Here is a 13,795-nt window from a genome sequence, read left to right on the forward strand (position 1 = left end):
CATCTCCGCCTCCAGCCAAAGCTGGACGCCTACGAATCACACCCTGCCGCGCCGCATCCAATCACAAGCCGATTCCAGCCTGGGCTACTCGGGTCTAAGGGAGTTGTGTGAGGGGCGAGATTGGCGTCGTTTCCCGATTAGCGGCGACAGAAGAGAATACCGAGCCTACCGCGAAAGCGCTGACCTAACCCCGCCCGAAGCCGCTGGTCTCGTCCCTCTTTCGCTCGGCTTGACGGAGGAAGCCGGACGAAACGCTTTTGCCTCCCGGCGCACAGCGCACGCCGCATCTGGCGCTCGCGATGCGCTTCATCTTTGGCAGATGCCCGGCGCCAATCGCCCTGCCCTTTCACCGCGCGAGGCGCGAGAGCGCGTCATGGAGGAATACGGGTTTACCGATGAGCGTGCATTCCGTCGGTTTTTGAAGAAGGGGGAGGGGAGGGTCAAACCCACCGGTGCGGAATAGCCCGGGCCTAACCCGACCACCGGGAGCGACCATTATTTCGGTGGGGGGTGTCCAGTAGAGGCGTAAGCCACGCTCTAGACGGAGGTGGCTTTGTCCGACCCGACTACCCGCACTGCGCTGCTCTCCAGCGCCGCACATGCGCAGCGCTTCCCTGCCGACACGCCCCGCCGCGCCGCGCGCCGCGCCAATCGTGCCGGCGCCCGTGCGCTCGCCGCTGATCCGCTGCTGACCGCCGAGGAAAGCGCCGCCGAGGCCGGCCGCGCCCTCTCGACGTTCTGGCGCGATGTGAAGCGGGGCATCCTGCCTGCACCCTACTACGTCACGCCACGGTCGCCGCGCTGGCGGCTGTCGGAATTGCGCGCAGCCGTGGAGGCCGCACCGCGCGCGCGGACCGCCGCATGATCCGCGCTGCCGGGCTGGTCACGCCACTCGTCGCTGTCGTCGTCGTGCTGCTGATCCTGGCCGCGCTGCGACTGCTGAGTTTCGGAAACCTGTGAACGCAAACGCCCGGCGCTTTCGGCACCGGGCGGATGCTACGCGGCACTCACTGGACAGCGCCACTATAGCGCACCGCGCAGTTTCCGACCAAGGCCCATCGCGCCGCGGCCCTCGATTGAGGATCGCGACATGCACGCTTGCACCACCGCCATCGGCGCCCGCTGCCCCTGCTGCGGACGCCTCTGGAAAAGCCGCCGGAAGGAACAACGGCCGGCTCCACTGCTCGACTGGATCGAGCGACAGAAGATCATGGAGCGCCAGCGCCGCAACACCAGCGGCGCGCGCGTCATCCTGCGCGATGACCTGCGCGACGCCGAAGGGCAGCCGCGCGCCTGCCTCGTCATACCCGGCCGGCCGCTGCCGCTGGCCTTCCCGTCCATCCCTGCGGCGCTGGCCGCCCTCGCACAAATGGAGGCCGCCCATGCCGGGCGCTGACGCCATCCCCGCCTGCCTCGCGCCCTACGCGGCGCACCGCGCCTGGGTGTGCTGGTCCTATACCGGCGAGAAACGCCGCAAGGTGCCCTACGCGCCCGACACCGGCCGCGCGGCATCCTCTACCGACCCGACCACCTGGGCGCCGCTGGCGGCCGCTCAGAGGCTCGCAGCGGGGCACCGCTTCCAGCCTCCGCACGGCGGTGTCGGCATCGTCTCGCGCGCGGTGCCTGCGCTGGTGTTCCTCGACCTCGACCGCTGCACCGATCCGGCGACGGGCGAGCCGATCAACGATGACGCCGCACGGCTGCTGGAAGCCTGCGGAGGCACCTATGCCGAGCGCACGCCGAGCGGGGCGGGTGTTCGCATCATCGGCACCGCGGAAGGCATTGCCGCCGCCATCTCGCGCAACGGCAGCACGCTCGGCGGGCTGGCGCTGGAAATCTACAAGGGCGCCGACCGCTACCTGACGGTGACGGGCGCGCGCTGCCCCGAACATCCCGACCGGCTGGCCGATATCTCGGGCGAGGTGCTGGACCTGCTCGGCAGCCTGCGCGGTGGTGGCGCTGCCGGCGGTGGCGAGGCGGGAGGCGACCCCCGCGAGGATGCAGAACTCGTGCGACGCATCGCGACCGGCGAGGGCTACCACGGCGAGCTGGTCGCGCTGGCCGCGCGCTACATCGGGCGCGGCATTTCCGCCGCGACCACCGCCGACTGCCTCAAGGGGCTGATGCTGGCTTGCCCCGAGGCCGCGCGGGATGACCGCTGGCGCGACCGCTACGCCAGCATTGACGACCTGGTGCGCTCGGCGGTGACGAAATACGCCGCGGGCGCGGAGCATCGCCGCGCGCTTGCACGGCTGGCCGGGCGGCGGCTGCGCGACGGCATAGACCCTGAGGACGTGCTGGCCGAGGCGATGGCCGAAGCGGAGGCGCGCGGCATCGCGACCGAGACTGCCGGGCGCATCGTGCGCTGGTGCGCCGAGCAAGAGCTTGCGCGGCGGGAGGCCACCGATGCCTGACGATATGCGCGACGCCTTCGACGGGCTGCGCCGATCCAACAACGCGCCCTGGCCCGATCCTGACATGAGCCTCGCCGCGCGCGACGTGCTGCCGCCGCCGCAATGGCCGCGCGACCTGTTCCCGCCAGCCTGGGGAGGCTTCATCGCGCAGGCCGCAGAGGCCCGCGGATGCCCGCCCGATTTCGTCGGGCTTTGCGTGCTGGCTGCTGCCGCAGCGCGCATCGGCAATGCCCGGTGGGGATCTCCCTGGGGCGGCTGGCGTGAGCCGACAACGCTATGGGCTGCGGCGGTGGGGCTGCCATCGTCGGGCAAGTCGGGCGGCATGGATGAAGCCGCCGACGCGCTCGCCGCCATCGAGGCTGAGGCCAACACCGATTGGGAAGAACGCTGCCGCGAGTATCGCACGCGCAAGCAAGAGGCGCGCGAGATCCGCGAGCGATGGGAAGGGGAGGTGAAGGCCGCGGTGAAGGGCAGCACGCCGCCGCCAATGGAACCGGCCGGCGCGCGTGAGCCGGACCCGCCGGCACGGCGCCGCGCGATGACCACCGATCCGACCATTGAGAAAGCCGGGCGGATGGCCGCCGACAATCCGCGCGGGCTGCTGCTGCTGCGCGATGAACTCGCGGGCTGGCTCGGCGGCATGGACCGCTATGGCGGTGCTGGCGGCGCTGACCGGCCGTTCTGGTTGCAGAGCTATGGCGGCCGGCGGTGGGTGCCTGACCGGGTGAAGGATGGCGACCGCGGCGTTGAGGTGCCGCATCTCACCTGGGGCATTCTCGGGGCGATCCAGCCCGACCGCGTGGCCTCGCTGCTCATGGCCGGCGACGATGACGGGCTGGCCGCGCGCTTCCTCTACGCCTGGCCGGCGACGATCAAGCCGGCGCGGCCGAGGAACGCACCACCAGCCGGCACGCTGCTGGACGCGCTGCGCCGCCTGGAAACCCTGCCCTGGACGCCGCCCGAGCCTGTCATGCTGCCTTTCGTCGGCGGCGCCCCTGACGCGATGCAGGAATGGCGCGAGGAAGCGGCTGCGCTGGAAGCCGAGGCATCGGGGCTGTTCCTGTCCTGGCTTGGCAAGCTGCCGGGCTTCGCGCTGCGGCTGGCGGTGGTGTTCGCACATCTCGACTGGCTGACGAAGGCCGAGGCCGCTCCGCCGCCTGCCGCGGTGGACGCCGACGCGGTGGCGCGCGCCTGCGGGTTCCTGAGCGAATACGCCGTGCCGATGGCGCGGCGGCTGTTCGGGGAGGCGGCGCTTCCCGAGGCCGAGCGAGACGGGCGACGGCTGGCGCGCTGGTATCTCCGGCAGAACCCACGGCCGGCGGTGCTGAATGCCAAGGCGCTGCGGCGCATGGCCGGCGGGCCGAACATCCCGACCGCCGAGCGCATGGACGCTGCTCTTGCCGAACTGGCTGCCGGCTGGTGGTGCCGCCCTGCGCCTCTCCGCGCGGGCGACGGGCCGGGGCGCACGCGGAAGGATTGGGCGATGAACCCGGTATTGATCTCGGCCGGTGCCCTGTGACCGGCTGGCGGGCACGGCTGGCCGCGATCCGGGAGAGCGATACCGATGCGGGCTGCGCTAACGGCGCTTTCGGCGCAAACGGCATCGGCATGGAAGCGCCGAACGGGGCCGAAGTGGCGGAGCGCGCAGCCTTCTACGCGCTCCGGCAGGCCGAAGCCGCTGGGGTGCTGGCCCAGCGGGAGCCGGACCCTATCGAGGCTGCCGAGCGCGCGATGGTGTTCGGCGCTGAGGCGGCGCCGCAGCCCTGGCAGCCCGGCGACCCGGACCCGATGCGCGACGGGCTGTTGCTCTCTGCACTCATGCGCCCGCCGGCATGGGCGAGTGAGACGCCGCCGCCGCCCGGCGCCTGGTGTAGCTGCTGCGGGAGGCACAACCCCGAAGCCGGCGGGCGGTGGTGGTCGGCACTGCGTCCCCGAAGCGATGGCACCGGCATCGGGCCGGGTTGGTGCTGCCGGACCTGCCATCCGCCCGACCACCTTCTGAAATCCGAAGTGCGTGAGGTGCTGACATGAGCAAGCGCTACGTCCCTGCCCCTGCCCGGCCAGCCATAACGCTGGATTGCGACGAGCTGGTGAAGCCGCCCGGAAGTCCGCTCAAGCCCATCGCGGGATCGGACGATCCGCGGTTCAACAACGTCCTGCTCAACGCGGTAGGGCAATCCCTCTGGGTGCCGTCCGGCGTGACGGACGACGACCGCAGCCACCGCATCGGCGCAGCCCTGGCTGCGGTGCGCGGCTTCAACCCGCGTGACGAGGTGGAAGGGATGATCGCGGCGCAGGCGGTTGCGCTGCATCACGCTGCAATGGAGTGCGCCCGGCGGGCGATGCTGCCCGAGCAACCGAGCGAAGCCGCCGACAGGCTCCGGCGTCAGGCTGCGAACATGGCCCGCGCGATGGTGGACATGGTTGACGCTATCGAGCGGCGCAGGGGGAAGGGGCCGCAGATTGTCCGGGTTGAGCGGGTGGTAGTGCACGACGGCGGGCAGGCCATCGTTGGAAGCATTGCATCTTCGGCAGGAAATCGGGCCGACTGACCGTAGCACGAAAGGGGACCTTCTACGATGCCCAACGACCTTGGAGCGTGGCTACCGGACTGGTGGACCCTCGCCGCTGTGGCCGCACCTTTTGCGGTCGCAATTCTGCATCGCCAGATGGCTCGGGAGATGGACGCGAACGACCGGGCACCGGCGCCGGAGGATCATCAGGTGCGCTGGCATGTTCGGCACATCCGGCAAGACCTCGCACTCGTCGCTTACCTCCTGATGGCGATCCTCGTGGTGCTGATAGTCATCGCTGCGCGCCTGTCCGGCGGGTCGTGAGGGGGGGCATGGCCGATAGCGGGGAAGACCCCATGCGCCGCTGCGGTGCCCGGACCCGCGGGGGCACACCATGCCGTGCCCCTGCCATGCCGAACGGCCGATGCCGCATGCACGGCGGCGCCTCCACCGGGCCGCGGACGGCCGAAGGGCTGGCGCGGCTGCGCACCGCGCGGACTCGAACAGGGCTTTACTCGGCGGAGATGATGGAGTTGCGGCGGGCGCTCGCTAAGCTGCGCTGGAAGCGTGTGAAGTCCTGAGGCTGTAGTCTCACTCCTCGGGTATGTTCTTGTCACCGCCCGCACCCGGATCGCGAAGCGCCTTCGGGGCGCGTTCTTCTCCCCGCGGGAGTTGCGGAGAGGACGCGGCTGCCCTCAGGAGCAGCCCGTTATCCGGTAGACCGCAAAGGACGGATTCGAGTACTCGGGCCGCAGGATCTCGGCCTCTGGGATAGCGGTTCGCCGACGATCGACCACCACGAACTGCAGGTCATGCGCACAGGCATGGTCGATCCACTCGTCGATGCGGCGCAGCCGCGACACCGCATCCATGCGTTGCCGCCATTCCGCATGCATCTCCGGCGCCCACATGACCGTCGCGCCCTCCTTCCAATCAACCAAGCTGAATCGGCGCGCACCGACCCGGAACCCGGTCGTGGAGGGCGGCACGAGGAAGCGGGCTTCGGCTGACGTGGCGGTCCGGGCCCAGTGCTGCACGTCGAGCCAATCCGGCGCCTGCCCCAACCCCTGGTACCGTCCCGAAGCCGCGACGGCAGCCAGCAGAACGCCGCCCGCGACCGCGAGCGCACGGGGCCGCGCCGCGACTGCCAGGAGCGCCCGACGCAGGATGCCCGCCCCGAACGCCCAGCTCGGGCCGCGGTGGAACCGCGTCGCAAGCCAGAGCGCGCCAAGGATGGCGGCGGTCAGCACCCAGCGTCCGTCCACGAGACTGAGTAGCGCGAGCGCTGCCAGCAGGACACACAAGGGTGGGCCACTGTCGAGCCGGCGTACAGCGGCGGTGGCTACGAGCGCTGCCGCGAGCAGCGCCAGGATCGCATCGGCACGCAGCAAATGCAGGTTGAGGAGGAGGCGTGAATGCGACACCGCACCGACGAGGATTCCGGCCAGCAGGACGAGGAGCACCCCGCCGATGACTGTTGCGGCCCGACGGCTGCGGAGCAGCGAGGCGGCGGTGACCGCCGAGACGGCCGTGGAGCCGAACTCCCGCAGAGCCCAGGGCCCTGAGGCGTCCAGGAAGAAATGACTGCCCCAATAGTACCAGAGGAATTCCCTATAATCGAACTCCGCTGTGCCCTGTGCGGCAGCGGTGAGAACCCAACCTGCGACGGGCAGGGCGGGCACCGCATAGGCAAGGGCCGCGAGCAGGACTGGACGTAGCCGGGCGACGATTCGCCCCGAGGGAGCGGCGGGCGCATCAGGTGCCTGCGCGAGAGATTGGAGTGATGCCAGGGCGAGCGGCAGCGCGATCCACACACCCACGAAGGCGTTGACGGCGAACGCGAGCCCGCCGAGGCTTCCCGCCAGGACTAATCGCCCATGCACTATCGCAGCGCAGCACAGCAGCGCGAAGGCGGACGCCAACTCGCTGTGCGTGAAGTAGTTCAACAGCATCCCGCCGGTGCCCACCGGCGAAACTCCATAGATTCCCCGTGCCACCGACAGGACCGCCGCCACGACACACAGCCGCCAGCCGACCATTCCCAGCGCTGTTGCTAGCAGGAGAAGGGCGAGGAAGCTCAAGATCCTTGTGGCGACATGGCAGAGGAAGAACAGGCCGGCGATATTGTCTTCGGTGGCGACGGTGGCGAGCAGCGAATAGACCGGCGATACGAAGCGCCGAAGTGAATGGATCACCGGGTCCGCCGCGAACTGCGGCAGTTCCGAGAATCCGAGCACGATGGGAATGTGGAAGACGTTGTTGTTGACGCCGAACTCGAAGCCCTGAATGGTGATGGAGAGGGCCGCGGCGAGACATGCCAGCGGGATCGGACGTGCGAGAATACCCAGCATCGGCAGTGCGTCACCTTCGCGCGACAAGGAAGCACTCTTGGCGATCCGTTGAAGTCCGGAGGCCGGGCAGATCCGTAACAAGGAGCGGGAAGCACTGTCCGTCCTTGCCCCACGGCGTGGGGCGCAAGGCCCGCGCGCCGAAGATCCGCTGGGCCGGCCAGCCTCCATACTACCGCAGGACTCCGGTAACACCCGACAGTTGCTTTGTCGATATGCTTCTAGCAGCCGCAACGTCTGATGCTCGCAGCCCCCAAAGATGGGACGACGGCGCGCGTGGAGTCGACTAACAAGCTATTGGACTTCGGCAGTTCCGGCGATATCACCACGCGGCTGCTCCGGGTGGCGATGTGCCAAGCGTAAACGCAAAGTCGCTTCCGGCCTCCCCGGGGCGCCCCACTCCTCGCTGCAGACGGTCCTCGACCGCGCCACTATCGCGCCGATGCAAACACTACCGTTTTGGGGGTGGGTAGTCCGACCGGCCGGTTCCTCCTGCCCCCGCGAGGGGCAGCGGTTCGGCCCCCTCAACCGTGCTAGTCGCGCCCCCTTCCCGGGGTAGCGCACCAACCCGGCGACCAGCCGCCGCCCCCGCCGGACCAAGCGGGAAGCGGCTGCCGGCGGAGTGCCCGGCAGCCGCCAACCACCCCAGGCGGAGGAGACAGACCGATGCAGTGACCTGTCGCACGTAAAAAGCTCCCGAACATACCCGGTTCGGTAACAGGAGCGAGATACCCGTCAACGCTGCCGACTAGACTCCTGACGCCCGGGCCGGGGGCGCGAGCTGTTCCGCGCAGACACGCCGGGAGGCATTCGGGATGCGATGGTCCCTCCACGCCGCAATAGTGCGGCGACAGTGCTCACAATCTGCCTTGAGCCCAGCTATAGTTCCGCCGAAACGATTGGGTTGAGGAATAGCGATGAGTTGTCGGAGGCTCCTGCGAGCAGCGCTATGTTCGACGGCTGCATTGGGCCTTGTCGGCTGCGACGAAATTGAAGAAGCATACATGAAGGCTCGCCACGGCGGCACCACCGAGATGATTTACTGGTGCATCCAGAGAAATGAAAGTAGAGCCCGCATTATTGGTATAGATGCAAGAACGCTATGCACAAATCGATACTCTCTTGTCATAGCAACGCATCTTCTGAGCGCGCGTGGTGCGTTCGAATGTTACTCACAAGTTGTCGAAACAAGGACATTTAGTGGAACCATAAATAACGTGAGCCAAAATATTATTACGACGATATCTGTTGCGGTAAGCTTCAAGGAAGATCCGCGCTTAATTATTTCAGAAACAGCCAACGTGTGGCTTCCGCCTGGCCAGAATCGATTTTCGGTTACATTTACCGATCCGATAAAGTGCTCTGATGTGCGGGCAAGCGCCAGCGGTGAATGGCCGTATAATTGGGAATGGTTCGTCATGACCGGCGTTTCTGTTGCGGTAAAATGAGCCCGCCCTATCCTGGACATTCTAGCCTGAGTGAGCCGCACCCCGCCCTTGCCCCAACCGTGCCCCTGTCCCGGCATTGCGCACATTACCGGTTTGGGGGGTAGCCCTAGCGCGCGCGTCGTGCGCGTTTGAGCCGGCGGGCAGCCTCCCGGCATGGGTCCCTCTTGGCGACGGGCCGGTGCAGAGGTTGGCGCGCCGCTTGTTTCCTAGGCAGCACGCCCGCTTGGGGAACTACCAGTGCCTTCCATCCCGGCCAACATCGCCGCCCCCTTGGGGTCCTTGCTGGCGATGGGCCGGCGCAGAGGTTGGCGCCCCGCCACGTTCCTAGAGCGCGCGGCGGCTCAGCGTAGCATCACCTCCGCGCCGCGCGCATTGCGCCCTAGCCCTGCGGGGGAGCGCCGTCTCGCAGGCTGACGTCGCCACGCAAGCAGAGCGTGGGGGTAGGGGTGGGGGTAGAAAGGGAAGCAGCGCTTCAAACTTGCCTGAAATCAAGCGCATAGGCGCAAAATTTGGCGTCCCGTACGGGATTCGAACCCGTGCTGCCAACGTGAAAGGCTGGTGTCCTAGGCCTCTAGACGAACGGGACAGGGCCAAGAGCGGACGCGTATGGCGGCCCGGGACCCGAGGGTCAAGCCCGTAGCACGCTGAGCAGCCGCCTCGGCGCACCAAAGCGCGGGCATCAGTCAGAGGGACGGGCCGTGCGGGTCACCTACGCCGGCGCCGAGACGCGTTCGCAGCGCGGCCCAGCCGGCGATCCCGGGCGCCGCAGCAAGCGCGGCGATCAGCAGCCGCGGTGCGGCCGAGGCCAGCAGCGCCAGCACGCGAGCCATACGCATCTCCCCCCGCACCTGCCGGCGCCACGCCGCATGGTGGGACACGGACGGGACTGCTGATACCAGCGCAGCCGCCGCGTGCAGGCCGGAGCCCAGCGCCATCGCCACCCCATCGCCGCAGAAGGACGGGATAACCGCGGCCTGGTCGCCGATCCGGAACGGGCCGCCACCACGATGCAGGAAGCCATACGGCACACCCGCCACCGCCATCGGCCGCTCTGCCTCCGGACGCAACGCGGCAAGCAGCCGCTCGGCGAGCGCCGACCCGCGCGCGACATGGGCCAGGAATGAGCGTGAGGAACGACCAGCCTCCGCCACCCCGGGCGCGGCCGGGTCCAGCGCGGCACAAAGGTTGGCTCCCCCGCCGGGCCGCGGCTGCAGCCCGGCATAGCCACCGCCACAGAGCAGCAGCGTCACGGCTGCCTCGGGCGCCTCACCCAGCAGCGGCAGCTTGAGCCCGAGCGAACCACCCCGCGCCGCGCGGGGCTGGCCACGCAGCTCGTGCTTGCCGGTCGCCAGCACGAGATTGACGCAGTCGAGCCGCTCACCGGAAACCAGCCGCACGCGCCAGCCCTCCCCCGCCCGCTCGGCGCCACGCACTGCCGTGCCGAGGCGAACCTCCGCCCCGGCGTTGCGCGCCGCCTCCAGCAATGCGGCGTCGAGAGTCGCGCGCGGCAGGCCCCAGGCGGCGAAGGGCAGTGGCATTTCAGCCTGCCGGCGCCCCGCCGCGAACAGCGCGCGCGTGATCGGCACGGCGCCGAGCGCTGCCAGGTCGAGGTCGAGCGAGCGCAGCAGCCGCGCCGCGTCCTCGGCGAGGAATTCGCCGCAAACCTTCTCGGCCGGCATCGAATCGCGTTCGAGGAGCAGCGGCGGGCGGCCGGCGCGGGCCAGCGCGATCGCGGCCGCCGCACCGGCCGGGCCGCCGCCGACGATGACGGTGCCGCTCATCCGCCGGGGCCCGACACCGCCCAGCGGAAGGGCAGCACCCAGCGTATCGCGGCCGTGACGCCCGCCTCGGCGACCAGGCGCCGCCAATCGTCGCGATCGAAGCCGCGCATCACCGAGACCGGACCGTCATGCGTGACCATCGGATGCATGCGCAGCAGCCGCGTGCCGGCCCATACCGCGGCCCAGGGGATGCGGTGGCGGTGCAGGTCGAGGATCAGCCAATGCCGCGTGGCATGCGCCGGCAGCCAGCGAAGGAACCGCACCAGCGCCGCGTCGTCCAGGTGATGCGCGAAAAGGCTGCACGTCACCACGTCGAAGCGCCGCTCCGCCGGCAGGTCGAACAGGTCGGACGTAATCCAGCGGGCCGGCGTGCCGCGTGCCATGGCGTGACGCTCCGCCCAGGGGCTGCGATCGAGGCCCCAGAGGTCGAGCGCGATTCCGCGCCGCAGCCCCCACTTGGCCACAGCACGCAGGGCATCACCGCCCCCGGCGCCGACATCGAGCAGCGACAGGCTGCGCAGGCCGTCCTGCCGCACGCTGCCCATCCCGTCCTGCCGCACGATGCGGTCGAGAAAACGCAGCAACGGCGCATGCGCGAAGGTCATGCGGTTCAGCCGCTCGAGCCCATCCAGCGCGGCGGCGAAGTCGGCCTCCGACTGGCCGGGATCGTCCATGATCTCCTTGGCGAGGAAGCGCGGCATGTCGCTCACCCCGTCGAGAAGCGCATCGCCTCGGCCGAGAGGCCCGGCCCGAAGGCGAGCGCGCAGCCGCGCTGGCGCGGCGCGGCGTTGCGCAGCATCGCCGCCAGCACGAACATGACGGTCGCCGAGGACATGTTGCCGTAGTCGCGCAGCACGGCGCGGCTCTCGGCCAGCGCGCCCTGGCGCAGCGCGAGCCCGTGCTCCACCGCGTCGAGGATAGTGCGGCCGCCGGGATGCACCGCCCAGAGGTCCACCTCCGCGGCGCTGGCGCCGTCCAGCATCTCCGCCTGCCAGTCCGGCAGCGCATGCGCCAGCGTGAAGGGCACCATGCCGGAGAGCGTCATGTCGAAGCCGTCATCGCCGATGCGCCAGGTGATCATCTCGCCGGCCTCGGGGATCACCACGCTACGGAAGCCCTCCACGCGCAGCCCGGTCGGCTCGGCACTGACGATCGCCGCGGCGCAGCCATCGGCGAAGAGCAGGAAGCAGAGCAGCTGTTCCAGAGCGTCGGTGTCCTGCAGGTGCAGCGTGCAGAGTTCCAGGCAGCACACCAGGACACGCGCGCGCGGCTCGCTGCGCACGATGTGCCAGGCGAGCTTCAGCGCATTGATCGCCGCCTGGCAGCCCATGAAGCCGACCATGCTGCGTTCGACATGGCGCGGCAGGCCGTGCCGTTCCACCAGGCGGCGGTCGAGGCCGGGGGCGACGAAGCCGGTGCAGGTGGCCAGCACCAGATGGGTGACGCGGGGCGCCTCGGCTTCCAGTCCGAGCCTGGCGAAGGCGGCATCGGCCAGCGTCGGCGCCTCCTGCTCGTAACGGGCCATGCGCGTGCGGGTGGAGGGGAACGCCGCGCCGGCGCGGTAGAAGCCGCAGACGGTGCCGGATCCTTCCGGCTCGGCGGCCTCCAGCACGGAGTAGCGCCGCGCGATGTCTGCGCGCGCCGCCATGCGGCCGAAGGCTGCGCGGCCGCGCTCGCCATCGGCCTGCGCCGCCGCGAAGGCACGGAAGGCGCCGTGCACCTCGTGGCGTGGCACGGCGGTGGCGATGCGGTTGATGAAGACTTGGGGCATCACCCGAGAGTGGGGTGCCCGGACGCGCTGGGAAGGACGAGCACCGGTCACGCGCCTGTCAGGGCGCTGCGCCGCTCTGCCACCTTACCGCTTCAAGCTCCTCATGGCGCGCCCCCGGCGTGGCGCGCAGCCCTCCCGAGGGCAAGTCCGAGAAAAGCCCAGTCGCGCGGTCCGTGAAACGAAACTTGTTTTCTCAGCCTCAGGCGTTGCCGCCGAGATAGTCCATCGCCGCCTGCACGCCGCCCGCCCTGTGGGGGACGCCCGCGGCCCGCAGCCCCATCTCCACGCCGCCGAGGGTGCCGACCAGTTGCAGGTCGCCGAAATCGCCGAGATGGCCGATGCGGAACACCCGGTCGTTCAACTGGCCGAGCCCGTTGCCGAGCGACATGTTGAATTTCTGCAGGATCGTCGCGCGCAAATCATTCGCACTGTGGCCTTCGGGCAGGCGCACAGCCGTCAGCGCCGAGGAGTAGTGCCGCGGCTCCGCGCACTGGATCTCGAATCCCCAGTGGCGCACGGCGCGGCGCGTGGCCTCCGCGTGGCGGTCGTGGCGGGCGAAGACGTTGTCGAGGCCCTCCTCCAGCAGCATGTCCACCGCGGTATCCAGCGCGTAGAGCATGTTGGTCGCCGGCGTGTAGGGGAAGTAGCCGGTGGCGTTGGCCGCGATCATCGGCTTCCAGTCCCAGAAGGCGCGCGGCAGCTTCGCCGTCTCGCTGGCTTTCAGCGCCTTCTCGCTGACCGCGTTGAAGGAGAGGCCCGGCGGCAGCATCAGCCCCTTCTGGCTGCCGGCGACGGTGACATCCACGCCCCACTCGTCATGCCGGTAGTCGATGCTGGCCAGCGAGGAGATGGTGTCCACCAGCAGCAGCGCCGGATGGCCGGCGGCGTCCATCGCATTGCGCACCTCGTCGATGCGCGACGTGCAGCCTGTGCTGGTCTCGTTGTGGACGACGCAGACAGCCTTGATGGCGTGACCCTTATCCTCGCGCAGCTTCGCCTCGATGGCGGCGACGTCGGCGCCGCGGCGCCAGTCGGTCTTGACGTAGTCGGGCACGAGCTGCAGCCGCGTCGCCATCTCGTGCCAGAGATGCGCGAACCAGCCCGTTTCGCACATCAGCACGCGGTCGCCGGGCGAAAGGGTGTTGACGAGCGCCGCTTCCCACGCCCCGGTGCCGGAGGCCGGGTAGATCACCACATGACCCTGCGTCTTGAAGACCGCCCGCACCTTCTCCAGCACGGCCTTGCCCAGCTGCCCGAAATCCGGGCCGCGATGGTCCATGGTGGGGTTGTCCATTGCCCGCAGCACGCGGTCCGGCACGTTCGTCGGGCCCGGAATCTGCAGGAAATGGCGGCCGGCGACGGGCTTGGACTGGTAGTAGGCCATGGGGAGCGTTCCTCTCGCGTCGGCACTGTCTAGCCGCCGACCATGGTTTCCGCCAATGAGTAACCGCGCTTGGATTGATGAGCATTATAGATGCGACGCCCGACCTCGCCCGCGCTAATCGGAGCCCCGACGGAGG

General features: G+C 69.4%; 15 protein-coding genes and 1 tRNA gene. 10 read left to right on the forward strand and 6 right to left on the reverse strand.

The window, feature by feature from the left end:
- The 9 genes from ACESM1_RS13570 to ACESM1_RS13610 form a co-directional block, all read left to right on the forward strand.
- A partial coding sequence (locus tag ACESM1_RS13570) for a hypothetical protein (protein ID WP_372620861.1) occupies positions 1-463 on the forward strand: 463 nt, incomplete at its 5' end.
- A gap of 90 nt (positions 464-553) precedes the next feature.
- Complete coding sequence (locus ACESM1_RS13575) at positions 554-865, forward strand: helix-turn-helix transcriptional regulator (RefSeq protein WP_372620863.1); 312 nt, start codon at positions 554-556, stop codon at positions 863-865.
- Between the two features lie 225 nt (positions 866-1,090).
- A complete protein-coding gene (locus ACESM1_RS13580; RefSeq protein ID WP_372620865.1) occupies positions 1,091-1,396 on the forward strand; it encodes a hypothetical protein in 306 nt (101 codons plus the stop codon).
- Positions 1,383-2,414, forward strand: coding sequence for a hypothetical protein (locus tag ACESM1_RS13585; RefSeq protein ID WP_372620866.1), 1,032 nt, complete (start codon positions 1,383-1,385; stop codon positions 2,412-2,414). Before ACESM1_RS13580 ends, ACESM1_RS13585 begins: the two co-directional genes overlap by 14 nt.
- Positions 2,407-3,933: a DUF3987 domain-containing protein gene (locus ACESM1_RS13590; protein WP_372620868.1), complete on the forward strand. Its 1,527-nt coding sequence runs from the start codon at positions 2,407-2,409 to the stop codon at positions 3,931-3,933. Before ACESM1_RS13585 ends, ACESM1_RS13590 begins: the two co-directional genes overlap by 8 nt.
- Complete coding sequence (locus ACESM1_RS13595; protein WP_372620870.1) at positions 3,891-4,445, forward strand: hypothetical protein; 555 nt, start codon at positions 3,891-3,893, stop codon at positions 4,443-4,445. The genes ACESM1_RS13590 and ACESM1_RS13595 overlap by 43 nt, the downstream gene beginning before the upstream one ends.
- A complete protein-coding gene (locus tag ACESM1_RS13600; protein ID WP_372620872.1) occupies positions 4,442-4,966 on the forward strand; it encodes a hypothetical protein in 525 nt (174 codons plus the stop codon). Before ACESM1_RS13595 ends, ACESM1_RS13600 begins: the two co-directional genes overlap by 4 nt.
- Positions 4,967-4,993: 27 nt before the next feature.
- Positions 4,994-5,251 (forward strand): hypothetical protein, encoded by a 258-nt coding sequence (locus ACESM1_RS13605; RefSeq protein ID WP_372620873.1) that lies wholly within the window; start codon positions 4,994-4,996, stop codon positions 5,249-5,251.
- 32 nt (positions 5,252-5,283) lie between these two features.
- Complete coding sequence (locus ACESM1_RS13610) at positions 5,284-5,508, forward strand: HGGxSTG domain-containing protein (protein ID WP_372621118.1); 225 nt, start codon at positions 5,284-5,286, stop codon at positions 5,506-5,508.
- 114 nt (positions 5,509-5,622) lie between these two features.
- Here the strand turns inward: ACESM1_RS13610 and ACESM1_RS13615 are convergent, their stop codons facing one another.
- Positions 5,623-7,278 (reverse strand): DUF6798 domain-containing protein, encoded by a 1,656-nt coding sequence (locus ACESM1_RS13615; protein ID WP_372620875.1) that lies wholly within the window; start codon positions 7,276-7,278, stop codon positions 5,623-5,625.
- 1,001 nt (positions 7,279-8,279) lie between these two features.
- Here ACESM1_RS13615 and ACESM1_RS13620 point away from each other — a divergent pair.
- Positions 8,280-8,723 carry a hypothetical protein gene (locus ACESM1_RS13620; protein ID WP_372620877.1) on the forward strand — a complete coding sequence of 148 codons (444 nt, stop codon included), beginning with the start codon at positions 8,280-8,282 and terminating at the stop codon, positions 8,721-8,723.
- A gap of 510 nt (positions 8,724-9,233) precedes the next feature.
- Here ACESM1_RS13620 and ACESM1_RS13625 read toward each other — a convergent pair.
- From ACESM1_RS13625 to ACESM1_RS13645, 5 genes are all read right to left on the reverse strand, one after another.
- Positions 9,234-9,309 (reverse strand) — tRNA-Glu (locus ACESM1_RS13625).
- A gap of 97 nt (positions 9,310-9,406) precedes the next feature.
- Positions 9,407-10,504, reverse strand: a complete 1,098-nt coding sequence (locus tag ACESM1_RS13630; protein ID WP_372620879.1) for an NAD(P)/FAD-dependent oxidoreductase — start codon at positions 10,502-10,504, stop codon at positions 9,407-9,409.
- Complete coding sequence (locus tag ACESM1_RS13635) at positions 10,501-11,205, reverse strand: methyltransferase domain-containing protein (RefSeq protein WP_372620881.1); 705 nt, start codon at positions 11,203-11,205, stop codon at positions 10,501-10,503. Before ACESM1_RS13635 ends, ACESM1_RS13630 begins: the two co-directional genes overlap by 4 nt.
- Positions 11,206-11,210: 5 nt before the next feature.
- On the reverse strand, positions 11,211-12,275 hold the full coding sequence (locus ACESM1_RS13640; protein ID WP_372620883.1) for a type III polyketide synthase: 1,065 nt from the start codon (positions 12,273-12,275) through the stop codon (positions 11,211-11,213).
- A 199-nt stretch (positions 12,276-12,474) separates the two neighbouring features.
- A complete protein-coding gene (locus tag ACESM1_RS13645; protein WP_372620884.1) occupies positions 12,475-13,659 on the reverse strand; it encodes a pyridoxal-phosphate-dependent aminotransferase family protein in 1,185 nt (394 codons plus the stop codon).
- Between the last annotated feature and the right edge of the window lie 136 nt (positions 13,660-13,795).

The sequence above is a fragment of the Falsiroseomonas sp. genome (assembly GCF_041690465.1).
In the GTDB taxonomy this organism is placed as follows: domain Bacteria; phylum Pseudomonadota; class Alphaproteobacteria; order Acetobacterales; family Acetobacteraceae; genus Falsiroseomonas.